The 18,480-nt window shown below is 34.9% G+C and carries 11 protein-coding genes and 3 other annotated features (1 of these 14 running past the window's edge); of the genes, 1 reads left to right on the top strand and 10 read right to left on the bottom strand.

Annotated elements, in window-relative coordinates; genetic code table 11:
• The 3 genes from ACZ76X_RS16255 to ACZ76X_RS16245 all read right to left on the bottom strand — a co-directional run bounded on the left by ACZ76X_RS16255 (position 1) and on the right by ACZ76X_RS16245 (position 4,016).
• Positions 1-765: a vWA domain-containing protein gene (locus ACZ76X_RS16255; RefSeq protein WP_479851004.1), complete on the bottom strand. Its 765-nt coding sequence runs from the start codon at positions 763-765 to the stop codon at positions 1-3.
• Positions 766-960: 195 nt separating this feature from the next.
• Complete coding sequence (gene aspS / locus ACZ76X_RS16250) at positions 961-2,247, bottom strand: aspartate--tRNA(Asn) ligase (RefSeq protein WP_479851003.1); 1,287 nt, start codon at positions 2,245-2,247, stop codon at positions 961-963.
• A gap of 108 nt (positions 2,248-2,355) precedes the next feature.
• Positions 2,356-2,567 (bottom strand) — a binding site (T-box leader).
• A 66-nt stretch (positions 2,568-2,633) separates the two neighbouring features.
• The gene (locus ACZ76X_RS16245; RefSeq protein WP_479851002.1) at positions 2,634-4,016 is read right to left on the bottom strand and encodes a UDP-N-acetylmuramoyl-tripeptide--D-alanyl-D-alanine ligase; all 1,383 of its coding nucleotides are present in this window, start codon (positions 4,014-4,016) and stop codon (positions 2,634-2,636) included.
• A gap of 63 nt (positions 4,017-4,079) precedes the next feature.
• Here ACZ76X_RS16245 and ACZ76X_RS16240 point away from each other — a divergent pair, with 63 nt between their 5' ends.
• Positions 4,080-4,559 (top strand): hypothetical protein, encoded by a 480-nt coding sequence (locus ACZ76X_RS16240; protein WP_479851001.1) that lies wholly within the window; start codon positions 4,080-4,082, stop codon positions 4,557-4,559.
• Between the two features lie 259 nt (positions 4,560-4,818).
• Here the strand turns inward: ACZ76X_RS16240 and ACZ76X_RS16235 are convergent, their stop codons facing one another.
• From ACZ76X_RS16235 to argS, 7 genes are all read right to left on the bottom strand, one after another.
• Positions 4,819-6,330, bottom strand: a complete 1,512-nt coding sequence (locus ACZ76X_RS16235; RefSeq protein WP_479851000.1) for a M36 family metallopeptidase — start codon at positions 6,328-6,330, stop codon at positions 4,819-4,821.
• Positions 6,331-6,659: 329 nt separating this feature from the next.
• Positions 6,660-9,761: an isoleucine--tRNA ligase gene (ileS, locus tag ACZ76X_RS16230; protein ID WP_479850999.1), complete on the bottom strand. Its 3,102-nt coding sequence runs from the start codon at positions 9,759-9,761 to the stop codon at positions 6,660-6,662.
• Positions 9,762-9,814: 53 nt separating this feature from the next.
• Positions 9,815-10,054 (bottom strand) — a binding site (T-box leader).
• A 249-nt stretch (positions 10,055-10,303) separates the two neighbouring features.
• On the bottom strand, positions 10,304-14,506 hold the full coding sequence (locus tag ACZ76X_RS16225; RefSeq protein WP_479850998.1) for a tetratricopeptide repeat protein: 4,203 nt from the start codon (positions 14,504-14,506) through the stop codon (positions 10,304-10,306).
• Between the two features lie 318 nt (positions 14,507-14,824).
• The gene (locus tag ACZ76X_RS16220; protein ID WP_479850997.1) at positions 14,825-15,703 is read right to left on the bottom strand and encodes a class I SAM-dependent methyltransferase; all 879 of its coding nucleotides are present in this window, start codon (positions 15,701-15,703) and stop codon (positions 14,825-14,827) included.
• Positions 15,704-15,926: 223 nt separating this feature from the next.
• Positions 15,927-16,145 carry a hypothetical protein gene (locus ACZ76X_RS16215; RefSeq protein ID WP_062821094.1) on the bottom strand — a complete coding sequence of 73 codons (219 nt, stop codon included), beginning with the start codon at positions 16,143-16,145 and terminating at the stop codon, positions 15,927-15,929.
• Positions 16,146-16,174: 29 nt separating this feature from the next.
• Positions 16,175-16,504 (bottom strand): DUF2085 domain-containing protein, encoded by a 330-nt coding sequence (locus tag ACZ76X_RS16210; protein WP_062821093.1) that lies wholly within the window; start codon positions 16,502-16,504, stop codon positions 16,175-16,177.
• 171 nt (positions 16,505-16,675) lie between these two features.
• A complete protein-coding gene (gene argS, locus ACZ76X_RS16205; protein ID WP_479850996.1) occupies positions 16,676-18,364 on the bottom strand; it encodes an arginine--tRNA ligase in 1,689 nt (562 codons plus the stop codon).
• 45 nt (positions 18,365-18,409) lie between these two features.
• Positions 18,410-18,480, bottom strand: a binding site (T-box leader) (it continues 143 nt past the right edge of the window).

Here is an 18,480-nt window from a genome sequence, read left to right as displayed (position 1 = left end):
CTATCGAACCGGCGTTGCAGCAGACATTTGAAATCCAAGTGATACTAAGTCCGCATTTGTCCCAGGAAACATCATCACAGCACCATCTGCAATATGAAACCCATGTTCCGTCATCATCTCACGATAGCTTTGAGGGATAGGCGATGAAAGTCTTTGCAACTTTGCACCATATTCATCTGTAATCTCTGTATTTGGCATAATCCCTTCCCACTTCTTTATATTAGAAATTTGTTCTTGCATCATTTCATCTGAAATAAAAATATTTTCAATTAGTACGTTTCCATCAGGTACAGACATATTCATAATTCTTCGTACAATTAATTCTGGATCTTCACCAGTTGATGCCCCATCTGTCATATGACAAACAACAGGGGCTGGCCCATCTTGTAAATTTGGTAATTCCTTTTGCAATAACTTCTCCACTACAGAGAAAGCTTTTGCTGTATCAGTTAAACGATGCGTTTGAATTTTTTCTAATGGACGCAGTCTTGCTACCTCATCTATTGTTTTCACACCGCCCAATAAATCAAAAACATGATCGCTATAGGCTAAAATAGATAACTTATACCTTGGAAGCAGGCGACTACCTTTTGTTGAACGAAATACCATTTGGCGAATCGCTAAAGAAAGAGCATCCGTTACAATATCAATTCTTCTTTTTTCTTCTCCGCCTGCATCCATCATTTGGTTCATTGATGCGCTTACATCAAGAAGATAAATTATATAAGCTGGTGTTTGTTGTGTTGCTTGAGTTTGATATAACATGTTTCATACCCTTCCATACATTATTATATGAACTTTTTTTATATTCATATTTCATTATAACTTATGAATTTTCTTTTTCTCAATTCATTATAAAATGTTCTTAATATAATTTACATATTTTCACACAAAAAATTATTCCTTTTAACATGTGTTGAAAGGAATAAACCCCTTCTATACTATAGAAGGGGTTTATTCTTACGGTATAAGACGCGTACAATCTCTCGGAAAAGCACTCGCCTCTCGTACATTTGTTAATTCTAATAGTTTGTATACAACTCTCTCTAATCCAATTCCAAAACCACCGTGCGGGGGACAACCGTATCGGAATGTATTTAAATAGGATTGAAATGTATCTGGATGTAATCCTTTTTCTTTAAAAGAAGCGAGTAACATTTCATAATTATGAATTCGCTGTGCCCCTGATGTTATTTCTAACCCTTTATATAGTAAATCGAACGAATCAGTAATAGATGGATTCTCTTTATTCGGCATCGTATACATCGGTCTCGCTTCTTTCGGATAATGTGTAATGAAAACAAACTCACTCTTATATGTTTCCTTCACATATTTCCCTAGTAGCTTTTCACCTTCTGTATCTAAATCCCCAATTGGAGATTCTTTCTGGTACTTACTTTTCAAAATTCCTTGCGCTTCTAACAATGTAATTTTCGGTATTTCTGTTATAACAGGTACTTCTATTTGTAATAGTTGTAGTTCTTTTTCACAGTTTTTTGCTACTTGTTGAAACATATATCGTAAAACATCCGTTTCTAGTTGCATCACTTCATAAAAATCATGAATAAATCCAAGTTCTACGTCTAACGATATATATTCATTCAAATGACGGGAAGAATTATGATGCTCCGCTCTGTAAACAGGTGCAACTTCAAAAACACGTTCTAGCCCGCCAGCTACCATCATCTGTTTATAAAACTGTGGTGATTGTGCTAAATAAGCTTCTTTTTGAAAGTATGGAAGCTTAAAAACATTCGCGCCTCCTTCTGCCCCTTGCGAAACAATTTTCGGAGTAAATATACGTGTGAAATCGTTCTCTATTAGAAATTCACTAAAGCTTTGAACGAGTGTAGATTTCACTTTAAATATCGCCGCGATTCGCTCATATCTTAATGATAATACCCGCTCATTCAGTAGTTGATCTAAGCCCACTTGCAATTTCTTTTTATTTATTTCAAACGGAAGTGGTTCTGCGCCATTTAATATTTTCACTTCGTGAGCAAGTACTTCAACTCCTAATTCTGTTTTCGAAGTCTCTACTATTTCGCCTACTACTTGAACGACACTTTCGACATCTACCTTATATCCAGCTAACTCATTTTCTAATACACATTGCATAACTCCTGAGCGATCTCTTATTAATAAAAAACTAACATTACCTAGATGACGAATCTTTTTTACCCATCCTTGAAGTAATACAACTTTTCCGCTTTGTTTTGTACATTCTTTTGTGAGTGAGCGCTTCATTACATTTCCCTCCAGTAAATTTATAGTTATTTACGTTATTGTTGTTGTCATCGTCATCATCCACGGTCACTCACCTCCTTTCAAAGAATACAAAAATCCGCCCCTATAAATAGGGACGGATTTTTCCGCGGTACCACCCAAATTGTCATAATGACCATCTTAGCCCTGATAACGGTAGGTACCGTTTGCTTTTACTAATTATCACGTTCAAAGCAACACTCACAAGTGTCTTTCCATCATGCGGTATCGCAATCTTCTCAGCAACCGATTGCTCTCTGTAGACCTTTGCATCATGTACTTTTCCTGATCATCACTTTTTATATTTACAGAGTATTCTATCTCTTTATTTTATAAAACGCAAGCCTTTTTACATATATTTTCATTTTTCATATCCAATTTTGTACAATCTCCTCTAAAGCCATACCACGTGAGCCTTTTAATAGTACAACATCATTTTCCGTTATAACTTTTAATACTTCCTCTGCTATCTTGGCTTTATTATTAAATGACTGCACTTTTCCTGTATCATATTTCTTGCTTGCTTCTTCCGCTACAATTTCAGCTAACTCTCCATAGGTAAATACATATTGAATACACTCTTGATTTAACATTTTGCCAATTTCTCTATGATATGTTTCAGTTTTCTTTCCTAACTCCAACATATCCCCAATCACTATAATTTTTTTCTCATAGGCATTTAATTTCTGTAACATCTCAATTGCAACCTTCATTGAAGAAGGACTGGCATTCCATGCATCGTTAATAATCGTAAAACCTGTTTTAGCAGTTATAAATTGAAAGCGCATTTGAGTAGTATTAACTTGCTGCAATGCCTCCTGTATTTTTAATGTAGGAACATTGTAAAATTGACCTACAACGATTCCGACGATCGTATTTAATATATTATGCTTTCCATGTAAGGGGACATCGTACTGTATATTTGAATCATTTACTTTAAAATGAACACCATATTCATCTAATTGCACGTTTGTTGGAAACAAATCATTTGTATACTTTTCACCAAATGTCTTACAATTTATACTTGGTAGATTCTTATTTTGCAAAAGCAATGGTTCATCACCATTATATAAAAACAAACCATTTTCTTTTAAGCCATCAATAATTTCTAGTTTAGCCTTCGCAATCTCTTCTTTTGATCCAAGTGTTTCTAAATGTGATTGTCCAATCATAGTAATGATCGCTACATTTGGCTGTGCTATTTTGGATAAGTTTCGAATTTGTCCTTTTTCACTCATTCCCATTTCAAGTATTAAAAACTCTGTATCTCTTTTCATTTCTAAAATTGTTAACGGCAAACCGATTTGACTATTTAAATTCCCCTTTGTTTTATGCACACGATAAGTTGTACTTAAAATCGTACTTACAATATCTTTTACCGTTGTCTTGCCATTACTCCCTGTAATTCCAATCACTTTTACATTTAGCTCTTCTCGGTAAGATTGTGCCAATTGTTGCAAAGCAAGCAAAGTGTCCTCTACAAATATAATTGGCATACCTTTTGGCGGAGTATCGTAAGACTTTTTCCATAAGGAGGCTACAGCTCCATTATCTATTGCTTCTTTCACATAATCATGTCCATCTTTCACCCTAATGATTGGAACAAACAAATTTCCTTCTTTAATGCTTTTAGAATCTATGCAGACACCATGCATCTCCATATGATGAAACGATTCTTGTAACCCTTCACCGCCTACTACCTCTTCAAGTTTCTTCAAATTCATTCGAATCAAAGTATCAACACCTTCCATTTTATTACATATTCTCCATTTCATTTACGCATATTAATAAAAAATTTGTAGCGAGGTGTTCTTATGAAAAAAGCAATTAGTTTCTTCCTTCTTTTGTTATGCCTAATTGTAGTGAATGAAACTTACGCCTATTCACCAAAATCTTTACCAATCTCCCAAAACTCTGATCAATGGCAAGTGAATATAGCTGAACCAAAAAAAGTAAACAAAAAAATAATTCAAGCTAAAAAAGATGAATTTCAAACATATCAATTTTCAGTAAAAAATGTCGGAAACAGTGAAGTATATAATGTACAAGTCGAAGTATTCCGCAATGAGCCAAAAACGAAAACGAAATATGAACTATTTTCCCTAAAGGAAAGTCGCTTAGCAAGTGGAAAAACTGGATTTGAACATGCTAATTTTCCAGTTGCTACAAAAGCAGATGAAGTTGATGTAATTATTACATGGCAAGAACATCCTTTCCGTTCTATGAGGAACGGTCAAAAAGTTGAGTCTAGAAAATTTAAAGAGCATTTTGTTTTTAAAGACGAGAAAAAATAAACAAATGCATATAAAGTGAAACTGTAATCAGTGAGGGTTTTGTTCATCCCCCACTGATTATCAGCCCTCACCAATCGGGCTTTTACGGGCAGCCCGACCCCCACCTAACTTCTTTGCTTTCGCTGAATTTTGAGGTGGGGTCTTACTGCCAGTTAAATGCGGGATAAATTCACACTACCATTCATTTAGCTACCTTTACTAGTACCAGTTCATAAGCAAAATAAAAAGTCGTGGCTTATAAATGCCACGACTTTTTATATTAATTCGTACTAATTCCTCTTGCTGCCCAAATACGATCGATATCAGCTGCATGTTGCCCGCCATATAAAAGAGCATCCGCTTGCTTAATTGCTTTTGCTCCATCATTGAATTTAGAATTTGGTGTTAATGACCAGTGTGATTGTAAAATAATTTTCGTTGCTACATCTCGTCCAAAAGCTTGTGCCATTTCATATTGACCTTGTGCCCAAATTTCACCATCATCATGTACCTCATTTGTAATATCTTTCGGATACACTTTATTCGTATCTAATCGGCGTAAGCACGTCGGATCTGAACTAGAATAAGCTGTCGCATCCCATTCTCCAACACATGCTTTTCCGTACCCTGTTGTCGATACTGCATCTTCATAAGTTGCACCTAAGAAATCGCCAAATCCTTCTCCCATCGCTCCTCCTTCTGGTGAACTACCAAAACCAGGAACTTGGTTATCTTGAATCGAATGCCCATACTCATGTGCGATAATACCAGCATCTTCTGCATCATCTACTCCGCCAGTACCGAAAGTTAAAGCTTTCGTTGTCGGGGAATAAAATGAGTTGTCAGCTGTAGTTCCATTCACATTCACTTTAATAGAGCGATTATTAATATTTTTAAAACCTAACCCTTGAATGTAACGCTGTAATGTATCGATATGATAATACGACATCACGTCTTCAAAACTATCATTTGCACGTGTATAGTTAAATTGTAAATTCGTAGATTTCGTTTTCGCTTTTGAAGAAATCGTTACATACTCTCCAATTAAAAATCCTGTTCCGTCTAAACCTTTTAACGTAACAGTCTTCAATTGGTTCGTTAGAGCTGTTGAATCTGCATCATTATTATCTTTTAAGCCTACATTACTACCGCTAGATACGACTGGGTTAGGTAAAAATACTTTTCCTGATCCTTCTGCTTTTCGGTTTATATCAACCTTTTTAATTAACTTTCCGTTTTCCGCATCAATAAATGTCTCCCATGCACCAAACGGGTTATTAGAATGGACTACAACTTTATATACTGGACGAGCAATTCCTTCTTCCACAATATATCCGAATTCTTTCTCTGTAGGAGCCCATAAGTTTTGCTCACTTGCTTCTCCAACATACGCCATTGATTTTTGTATTGCATCTTTTTCACTAATTTTTGTCGTTACTTCCTTCACACCTTTAACGGATTGATAATCAGAAACAGCAAGTACTCCTTTTCCCTCTCCGTTAAGAGTAACTGTAATTTGCTTTGAAAATACAGGTGCACCATTAACAACTTGTTGAAACCTAACATATGAAGCTACTGACGTTTCTGTTGTAGAAATATATTGTAAGTCTGAAAGGTCTGATTTTAATCCATACTGCGAAGCATTTTCTTTTAAATATTCAGTTGCTTTTTTCTGCGGTGAATAAGCCTCTAGCTTTACTTGTTGCTGTTTTTCCAATGCTGAAACTGTAGTAATCGTCCCCATTACTAACGGCACAGTCATTGCCATTGCCACCATTTTTTTATTAAACATAGAACCACTCCCCCTAATAAAGTAGCTCAACCTTATCCCATTACCACTAGGCAATCATTCCCCACAAAATGGGATAAAAATTGAATCTACGAGTAATTCTCTATAAACAATTCTATTACCTTTCCATTTAAGGTGAGTGAAATTTTCTCAATATTTATGTGTGAAATAAAAACAATACTTTAGAAAGAAATTTACACAGTATTTTAATTAGCGTGGTGTGGAGAAACAGTTTTACTAGAGGGATCAATCGAATGGATTATGAGGAAATTAGCCAGATAAATTTCCATCATACAAAAAGGAAGTTGGAATCATTCCAACTTCCTTTTTCTTTATTGAGCCGCGCTTAATTTAATACGGACTTTTGTCTCACCTAAAGATAGTTCCTCGTCTTCATTCGTTAAATGACCAAATTCAAATCTCTTAACGAGTAAATTTTCTTCCAATAAATCTTTATGGTTCGTTAATGTTCGCTTTAGTTCTTCCTCTGTATCAAGAATAACATCGACTCGTAAATTAACCGGTAAATTTAGTTGCTTACGATATTCTTGAACCGCTCGAATAAATTCACGTGCTACTCCTTCTTGTAACAATTCTTCCGTTACATTCGTATCTAACATAACTGTATATTGTCCGTTAGTCGTATTAGAGAATCCTGATTTTGCAACTTTCTCTACTACTACATCTTCAGCTGTTACCACTACTTCTTCTCCTGATGTAGCTTCGTAAACTGCTCTTCCTGTGGATACAAAGTTTTGTACTTCTTCTTGTGACAGTTGTTTTAACCAACCATTTACTGCATTCACACTTTTACCAAACTTCGGCCCAGCCGTTTTAAAGTTCAGCTTTAATTGATAAGACGTATATTTTGTTTCATCAAGTTCAACATGGAATGCCTTCACATTTAACTCATCCATGACGATATCACGATAAGATTCCCAATCCATATCATTTTCATTATGTGCTAGTAATACAAGTTCTGCTAACGGCTGTTTTACTTTTAAAGAATGCTGATTACGGTTACTTCTTCCCAGTTCAACAACTTGTAAAACTGCATCCATTTCCGCTTCTAATTTCGGCTGAAGTAGTGATTCATTTACAACTGGATAATCCTCTAAATGAACGCTATTTCCAGTTAAATTTAAATGAATATCTTCAGCGACAAACGGTGTAAACGGTGCAATTAATTTACTAATTGTCACAAGCACTTCATGAAGTGTCTCATACGCAGCTGCTTTTTCAGCATTCATACCAGATTCCCAGAAACGATTACGTGATCGTCTTACGTACCAGTTACTTACTTCATCTACAAGCGTCGCGATTTCACGAGCTGCATTCGTAAATTGATAATCATCAAGTGCAGTTCTCACTTTTTTCGTTGTACTATGCAATCTTGATAATACCCATTCATCCAATTTCGTCCGCTTTACATCATACGTTTCTTTTGGATTATACTCATCTAAATTTGCATATAAAACATAGAAGCTATACACATTGACTAATGTATCTACAAACTTAGATTTTGCTTCCAGTACTGTTCTTTCAGAAAAACGTTTCGCATTCCACGGAGCACTGTCAACAAGTAGCGCCCATCTTAAAGCATCTGCACCAAACTGATTTACTAGATCAACTGGATCTAGTGCATTCCCTTTACTTTTAGACATTTTCTGTCCTTCTTCGTCTAATACATGCCCTAGTGATAACACTCGTTTATAAGGCACTTTTCCTGTATATAGTGCTGATACTGCTAATAAACTATAAAACCAGCCACGTGTTTGATCAATACCTTCTGCAATTACATCTGCTGGAAACTGTTCTTCAAATAACTCTTTATTTTCAAATGGATAATGATATTGCGCAAATGGCATGGAACCACTATCAAACCAAACATCAATTACTTCTGGTGTACGATTCATCGCACTTCCGCATTTTTCGCAGCATACTTGCACTTCATCTACATATGGCTTATGCAATTCTAAATCTTCAGGTGTTTCTTTCGTACTATGCTTTCTTAAATCAGCAATGCTTTTCGGTGCGAATTGATGATCACAACTTTCACATTCCCATACGTTTAATGGTGTTCCCCAATATCTATTCCGACTAATATTCCAGTCCACCATATTTTCTAAAAACTTACCGAAGCGTCCATGTTTCATATGATCTGGATACCAAGTAACAGAATCATTATTTTGTAAAAATGTATCTTTAATTGCAGTTGTTCGAATTAACCAACTCTCTCCTGCATAATAAAGAAGTGGTGAATCACAGCGCCAGCAATGTGGATAGCTATGTTCATACTTTTCTTTATGGTATAGTAAGCATTCCTTCGCTAAATAACGAACGATATCCACGTCACAATCTTTTACAAACTTCCCTTTCAAAAATGGAACTGCTTCTGTATACTCGCCTTTCTCATCTACAACATGCAAGAATGACAATCCTTCACTTTGCACGACTCTATAATCGTCCTCCCCGTATGCTGGAGCGATATGAACGAGTCCTGTACCACTATCTGTCGTGACAAAATCCGCTGCGATAACGTGGTAACCATTTGTAACTTCCTTCATTGGAAATGGCGGCATATAAGATGTATTTACTAATTCTTCGCCTTTATGAACAGATAATACTTCATAGTCTTCTTTTAATACATCTTGTACACGTTCTTTCGCAACAATGTATACATAACCTTCTTGTTTCGCTTTCACGTATTCCATATTTGAATGTACAGCGAGCGCAACATTTGCTGGAAGTGTCCAAGGTGTTGTTGTCCAACCTAGAAAATATTCATTTTCACTATCTTTCACTTTGAACTTAACTGTTGCACTTAAATCTTTTACTGTTTTATACCCTTGTGCAACCTCATGTGAACTTAGTGAAGTTTGACAGCTTGGGCAGTATGGTGAAACTCTATGTCCTTTATACAATAAACCTTTTTCATGAATCGTCCCTAGAATATGCCATACACTTTCGATATATGGATTCTCTAACGTAACGTATGGATCATCCATATCTACCCAGTAACCGATGCTTTCAGTGAATTCACGCCACTGCTTCTCATATGTGAATACACTCTCTTTACACTTCTTAATAAATGGCTCGATTCCATACTCTTCAATTTCATGTTTACCAGAAATACCGAGTTGTTTCTCCACACCTAGTTCTACAGGTAAACCGTGTGTATCCCATCCCGCTTTTCTTAACACTTTATAACCAGCCATCGTTTTATATCTTGCTACTACATCTTTAATTGTCCGTCCAAGTGCATGACCTACATGTGGTAATCCATTCGCCGTTGGTGGTCCTTCATAAAAAACAAAAGATTGTGCGCCTTCTCGATTCTGAATTGATTGCTCGAAAATACTTTGCTCGTTCCACTGCTTACGAATGCGTGTTTCTCTCCCTACAGCTGACTCTTTTACATCTACTTTCTTCATCTACAATCACTCCTTTGAATATTTTAAAGCACACAAAAAACCCGTCCCTACGAAGTAGGGACGGGTTTAACCGCGTTACCACCCTAATTCTATTAGCTCTTCGCTAATAGCACTTAGCAACGTACTATCATACGTGTTCTTTGTAACGGTAGACATCCGTCCGGGCTTACTCTCTTTCAGCCTCAGCTCCTCGGAGATGATTTTCAAATAACGTCTGCACACCGGCTTTCAGCAACATACCGGCTCTCTGGGGAACAGTACACTATTTTACTCTTTCTCGTCTTCAGATTTGTATACTTTGTTAAAAGTTATTTTATGCCATTAGGCGATAAATTGTCAACTAATTCAAAATATATTTTATCCCGCTTTAATGGGCAGTAAGAACCCCACCTCAAAATGCAGCGAAAGCAAAGAAGTTAGGTGGGGGTCGGGCTGCCCATAAAAGTCCGATTGGTGAGGGCTAATAATCAGTGGGGGATGAAGAACCCCCCACTGATTAAAGTTTCACTTTATTTATGTCCTTTTTCGCTCTTCTTATACAATTACTTTTCAAATTCTCGCAATACTGCTAAATTTTCATTATTCTCGATAAGTTCAGCAAAAAATCCTGACTCATCCTCACGAAGTACAATTTCAAGCTCTTTCCTCGCCTCTTCATTTCTGTTTAACTGTGCTAAATAACAAGCACGATCGTATCTCGCTAACAAATCACTCTCATCAATTTTCAATGCTTCATTTGCTATTTTCTCTGCCTTTATTGTTTGGCCGGCACCATGATAAGAAGATGCTAAAGAAAGAAGAATCGCTGTTTCATTCGGATGATGTATAGAAGCATTTTCTAATACGTGAATTGCCTCTTCAAACCATTCTTGGCTTTGATATATTTCTCCTAAAGCAAGAAACGCTCTACTTACAAACGGTGTTTGCTCCGTTAATTGTAAAGTAATCTTTTCTGCTTTTCTTTCTTCTCCCATTTTAAAGAATACTTGTGCTTGTAAAAGAAGCGTATCATAATCATCTGGTAACTCTCGAACCATTTGCTTCGTTAATTCTGAAGCATCCCGTAACCTATCTTCTTCCTCACACTCTATGAAAAGATTTACAAGTTGCTTCGCTACATCGTAATCCCATTTACTTTCTAATGATGTTTGCAATACATCTATCGCCTCTTTATACATCGCCACATTCTCGTAAAATAGTGCAAATCGCTGCGCTGCCATACTATTTTTTTGATTTAACTTTAATGAGATTTCATATAAATCAATGATTGTAGTAATAATCGAAATTTCTTTCGCACGGTTTTTCATGCGATAAAAAGCTCTTGTAATTATGGATTTCTTCGGCTGTTCATTTTGTTGACGTTCAATCCATCTTTCCGTCACCGCAGATGCTGCATACATAAATGCCATACTTCTTTCAGCTTTTTTCACTTTTAATGTATGAAGAAAATCTCGTATGTTAGACCATTTCTTATGTTGTTCTATCGCTTTTACATATACATCAAATATACGTTCATTATTCACATCTTTTTGTATCAATTTCATCGCAACTTCAATTGCTTTTGCATTTCTATTTTTCACTAGTACTTTTGCATAATGATATAAAACTTCTGTATGCTCACCATCTAATTGTAGCGCATATTCAATCTGTTCTTGTTCTTTATCTATTTCATCCATCGCTCCATACACATATGCAATCGCATCTAATCGCCATATTTCAGGTACTCCGTCCGCTAATTGTTCTAGTTCAGTCAGCAACTCTTTCTGAAGATTCATTTCTACTGAAAGCTGTGCCAAATATTCCATATTAATGTGCAACGGCTCTTCTTTCATCGCCCGAACCATATGACTTTGTTCTTTAGAACGGTTTTCTTCTTTTTCGTATATTTCCGCAAGCTGTAAATGTACACCGACAAAATTCCCATCAACCTCTAAACATGTTTCATACGCTTGTTTTGCTTCCGTCAATTGTCCTAATGCCATAAGTGTTTCACCAATTCGATAATACGGTAATGCCGTTTCTTTTTGTTCTATCGCCTTATTATATCTTTTCATTGCCTGGCCGTACTGTCCAATCGATTCATATAAAATACCTGTATAACAGTCATATTCACTTACGTCATTTCTTTCTTTTTGTAACGTTCTTAAGAACGCTATTCCTCGTTGTACAAATACGGTTCCTTTAATTCGATTCACATATTCATCTAACGCACTTGCTACATTATATTCGCTCTGCTTTATACCACTCTCTAACTTAGACAATGCTACTTTAAATCCTTCTTCACTTCCACCAAGTTCAACCTCAGCATCCCATAAAACCATTCCTGCGTTCATAAGAAAATCTTGGCTCTTTTCAATTTGTTTTTCAATACTGAGAATATATTCTTTCGCTTCCTTATATTGTTCTCTTGCCATATAAACTTGTGTAAGTCCGAAGTGAGAATAAACATCATCATGATTTTCTTCCAAAGCACGAGTATACAATGTTTCTGCTTCTTCCAGACTATCATTTTGGAAATGGTAATCACCAAGTTTTACGTATAGAGGTGCCTTATCATCACACTTCTCAATACCTTTTAATAAAACTTCTTTCGTACTTTCTTCATCCTTCAAATCAGATTCGTATATTTCCGCAAGTTTTGTATAAATATAAGGTGCATTACTATCCAAATGAATTGCTATTTTAAGCCCTTTTATTGCTAAATATAATTTCCCTAAATGATGCGCACATCTCGCTCGCTCATACCATACATGTGCTTCATTTTTGTATTCTTTTAACAAATCATTATAGATTTCATACGCTTCTTCATATCTTTCTAAATCTATTAATATTAATCCGTGATTCGTTAAAGTGAATCGTTCCGGGCTACGCTCTAAAGCTACTTGAGAAAACTGCAACGCCTTTTCAGACTGATCGATATACATATACGATAAAGCGAGAAAACTCCAAGCAATCGGCTGATCCGCGTCTAATTGTAACGAGGAACGAAAACTTGAAATTGCTTCTATATAACTTTCCTGCTCAAAAACATACCTTCCGTTTATTAAATGATATAAGGCACGATTATTTTTCTTCTCAACACTCGCAAGCATGTGCCCAGCTTTTTCTAACTCTTCAAGGCGAATAAAACACTGTGCAGCATGTAATTTAACAAAATCTGAGTTAGGAAACTTCTCCATTAACTTTTCAATACAAGATATAATAAACTCTTTATCTACTTCAACATCTAAGTGCTTAACCGTATATAACCACGTATTCGGATTATCACTCGTTCCTTTTAAAAACTTTACTAAGTCATGAATCCCCTCTTTATCTTGCTCATCCAAATGATCTGTTAAAGAAAAAATAGATTTAAAATAATGATGTTCTTCTTCATTTAAAAATGATAGTAGTTCCTTTTTTTCTTTCGGAACAAACGTAATCGCTAAACACCCTGTATAACGATATTTTTCTTGCAACTTACTATATTCCACAATAACTGGTTCGATAAAGTTCGGATCTTGAACATAAAAAGCTTGCAATGTATCATCATATCCAGCTAGCACTTGCACATGTGAAGCATGCTCAATATCTATACTTAATAAAACGGGAATCCCCTGATCTAACAGTCTCTTATAATTTTCTACATTCCCTTTAAAATAACGATATTCATAACCTAATTCTTCTAAATAAGAAACAGTATCTGAAAACTTCGAACCTGTCATATCAAAAATAAACTCTGCTATCTCATCTTGTGTACGTGTTTCTCCCCATAACTGCAACATCATTTCTAAACTTGTCGGCACACAATAATTATCCTTTTGTACAATTGGAACTATCGGTAAGTGAACCTTTTTGCCATCTGGATTTTTTTCTAAATTATGATATAAAGACCCTTTTAAACTTTTTTCTTCTTTTAATAATTGTTGTAAATCTACAAGTTTATTCATTTTGTAAAGCGCTTCTGCACGTAAATGTACGAAGTAAGTTTTATACGCATGATAAGGAAGCTGATTATTTATGTTATCTATTACCGCTAACATTTCTTCATACTTCCCTAAATCTAATAAATATTTCACCTTTTCAAAATGGAAATATGGTACTTGCGGGAACTTTACAATCGCATCATCAATTAACTGTAATGCACGTTTTTGTTCTCCTTTATTTGCATATAACTGTGATAATAAATAGGTAGATAACTCTTCACAATCTTTATGCTGCATACCAACTATAAATTGTTCTTCTGCTTTCTCCCATTCACCTGTATGCATATAGACGTAGCCCCATTTATCAAATACGGCACGTTCACTGTACTCCTCTGCCTTTTTCATATAAAAAAGAGCTTCTTCATTTCGTTTCATTTCCAACAAACATCGTACTAATGTAAAATATGTTTTCGCTAAAAGATCAACGTCTATCTCTTCTTTATTTACCTCTTCTAATGAATCTTTTAACAATTGTTCTACTTCAAGTATTTTCCGCTCATCAATTAACTCATCACAATATAAAGAGAGCGTTCTCATATTTGGGAATTTTTTATAAGCGTAGCGAATGAGGAATGAACTGTATTGGTGCATAAGCCCTTCATCAGTAAGACGTATTAATATATTAAACTCCTTATGTGAAGGAATATTAGCAAGCCAACTCTTCAAATAAGATAAAGTATTCTTTTCTTTTATATATGAAATTTCATTATTTATTTCCTGTAATCCATCTATAAATCTCTTGTCTTTCAAACAAGCATCTAACTGCTTAAAATCTAGCATGTATTCACCTCGAATAATTTTTTGCACTGCTACTTGCTTAGATTTTACACATCATATTGTAGGTATTCAACTAAAATCTCCTATAATGGATAGTATTATTTAATATTATTCGAATTTATAACAAAATATAGTAAAAATGATTGTTTTTCTCTGTATTTTGTTTGATTAAATGGAATAACGTTACATGCGGACCTTATCTTTTTGAAACTGAAATCAGCACATGAAATTATATCGGCGATAATTCAAATATATCAGCGATTATACGGTGGATATCGACTCATTGACAAAAAATGATATAATTCGACAAACAGCTATCTTTCAACATTCTACGTCACCAAATGTAATTTTCATATTCGGAGCATATACTAAAGAGGAATGTAGATGAAATGCTCTAAAAAATTTGAGTTCAGCTTCATATTGAGCTAGCGCATCATCATATATTAATCCTCTAGTCATTAAAAGCTCTATAAATCGCTGTTTATCACCTGGATCTCCTGCAATTCCCTCTTCTTTTAATGAGTGATACAACTTTTCTTTATCATTATGATGCATATTAGAATCTAAAAAGTTCACTTTATCACTTACTCTACATTGAATATTTTTTACGCCTAGTTCACTTAAATACATCGGTATTTTCATACCAATACTTCCATCTCTTCCGCTTCTCTGCGTGTCACTTTCAAATAACTTCTGCAAAGTGCCTAACCTAATCATTTCCGATTGATTCTCTCCATCTAAAAAGTATGAAGACATATTGGATATCCAATGTGGCTCAAAACAAATTATTTTCCCTCCACTTTTAACTGAATGCATCATTTTTTGTAGCATTGTTTTTGGTGAACTCATATGTAATAAGAAGGCATGACAAATTGCTATATCATATGTATCGTTCAATTCAATTTCTGTAGCATCTTCCTCAAGAAATTCTGTCTCATATGGAAGTAAACGAAACAACTCTCTCGCTTCAGCAAGTAATGTTTCTCCACTATCAATACCTGTATACTTTGAACCTCCTGGAAGTAACGGCATTAATACTAAGCCTAAATAACCATATCCACAACCGAAATCAACAATATGTACTGGCTTAGTAATCTTCCAAACTGTATTTACTAAAAAACTTACATAATCGTCGTTGTAATATAAATCTCTTGTGTTTTTTAAATATATTAGTTTGCTGTTCCAATCATACTCTTCCAAAACCTACGCCTCCTTTTATATACAAAACTATAGTTCTCCATTTGATAAACGGATTCCTATGTTTCTAAAAATTTTAGCGCTATTGAGTTCTCATTAAAACGTTATATTGCACATGCTCTTTCCCCTCCGCCTATTCAACAAATTAATCTTGAAAAAGTAAAAAGGATTACATACCTGAAACGATATACAATCCTCTTATAATAATATTGAAATAAACAGAAGATTAGTTAGTACAATCACAATCCGAGCAATCAGTACAATCTATTACGTCACAATCTAAATTTCTCTTTTTTTTGCTTCTTTTCAAATAAAAATATAGTAGTACCATAAATAATATGCAAATAACAAAAGCTATTGTTGCTTCTATATATTTTTCATAAATGATAAAACCAATTCCACTTCCACCTGATATAAAAATTAGAATTATGTAAATCCAGAACATGTAAGTATTTACCTCCGTTAATATGTGGTTTAAGATATAATCCATATAATACTAGATGCAATAAATAGCCCCATACCATTTCCGCTTAATAAGCCGGTAGTTACTCTTAACAAATTTGTGCTGCTTCGCCATTTCCACTTTTGGCTGAATCCATCGATTAATAATGGAATTTGAGCAAAAAAGGATAGCAATAATGAGAGACTAAACGAAGGTGTTATTAAAAAGTAAATTGGAAACATACAGAAACCAATAAGCATACCTGTACATCGTGCACATAAAGGTATGTATTTTTGTAGTTTAAGAAAACTCCTTTCCGGTATTCTATGACAAGGAATATGCAAAATAAAACCTCGAATCAATACAGATCATCCTCTCTACAAATATTTTAATTGATTTCACAACATAATTATAGAGTTGTTACACTTCGTAACATATAACTTCTTATAGTTTCAAGGCTTAGTCGGCAAAATAAAAAAAGACAAATTAGGTTAATGATCTCCTAATTTGTCTTTTTTCACTATAGCTTTATTTTACATCTCCTCAGGTGCCTCCACCCCAAGTAAACGTAATCCCTCTTTTAATACAACCGTCACAGCATACACTAATGCGAGTCTGCTGTCTTTCTCTTCGCTCTCTTCCAATATACGCACATTACCGTAATATTTATTAAACGATTGTGCTACATCCAATACATATTTTGAAATGATTGATGGCTCATTTTTGTTGAAGGCTGCTTCAATTATTTGAGGGAATTTATTCAATAATTTTACGACGCTCCAGCTATGATCATCTTTTAATGCAAATGTACACGTTTCAAATTCTACACTTTCTTTTCTTAAAATAGAGCAAGCACGTGCATGTGTGTACTGTACATACGGACCTGTTTCTCCTTCAAATTTCAGCATATTTTCTAATGAAAATTCGATATTGTGCATACGCTCATTTTTTAAATCGTGGAAGATAACTGCGCCAACACCGACTTGCTTTGCTACTTCTTCTTTCTGTTTTAAATTTGGATTTTTCTCTTCAATATTTTGTTTTGCAAGGTCTATTGCTTCTTCAAGTACTTCTTCGAGTAAAATAACTCTTCCTTTACGTGTCGACATTTTCTTACCGTCTTTTAAAATGAACCCAAACGGTACATGTTCCATGCCGTCAACCCAATTGTAGCCAAGCTTTTTTAATACAGTGAAAAATTGATTAAAATGTAAACTTTGTTCTGGGCCAACTACATATAGCGCTTTATCAAATGCATATGTGTTTTGGCGATATAACGCTGCCGTTAAGTCACGTGTTGCGTAAATCGTTGCACCGTCGGATTTTCTAATTAAGCAAGGCGGCATTCCCTCTTCTTCTAAATTAACGACTAACGCGCCTTCTGACTCTTCAAGTAAATCATGTTCTTCTAAAATCCCAATAAAATCTTCCATCAAATTATTATAAAAAGCTTCCCCATGAAAATTAGTAAATTCAACACCGAGAAGTTCATAAATACGAGAAAATTCTTTTAAAGATTCGTGACGGAACCAATTCCAAAGCTCAACAGCTTCTTCATCACCTTCTTCTAACTTCTTAAACCAAGCGCGTCCATCTTCTTCTAATTCTTCATCGTCTTTTACCTCTTCATGGAATTGCACATATAACTTAAATAGTTCACGTATTGGATCCTCTTTCACTACTGCTTCATTTCCCCATTTTTTATAAGCGGTAATTAACTTTCCAAACTGTGTGCCCCAGTCTCCAATATAATTAATTCCTACAACTTCATAACCACATTTTTCAGCGATATGTTTCAGTGAATTTCCAATCATTGTAGAACGTAAATGCCCCATTGAAAAAGGTTTCGCGATATTCGGAGAGGAATAATCGATAACTACAGTCTTTTCACATCCAAAGTGATTTTGGCCGTACTTTTCTTTCTCCGCTAAAATCGTTTTTAATACTGCATCACTTACAGTTTCACGATTTAAAAATACATTTACGTAAGGACCAACAGCCTCTACTTTCGTAAAAAATGGATCACTTAATTTCTCCGCAACTTCTTTTGCAATAATAGCTGGTGATTTTTTATATTGCTTCGCAAGTGAAAAACATGGAAATGCTGCATCACCGAATTCATCTTGTTTCGGTGTCTCAATTAAATCTAAAATTTGATTTTGCGTTAATTCATTCGTAAAAATATCGGATAAACTTTCCGCAAACTGCGTTTTATAATCCATACTATATAACCTCCTTATTTTTTAAAACACAAAAACTCGTCTCTAAAAAGAGACGAGTTTAAACCCGTGGTACCACCCTTGTTGTTCATTACGAACCACTTTCCCGTTTATAACGA

Source organism: Bacillus sp. BC05(2025), assembly GCF_056725905.1.
The sequence above is the reverse complement of the archived record's forward strand: the minus strand, read 5'-3'. Positions and strand labels throughout refer to the sequence as shown.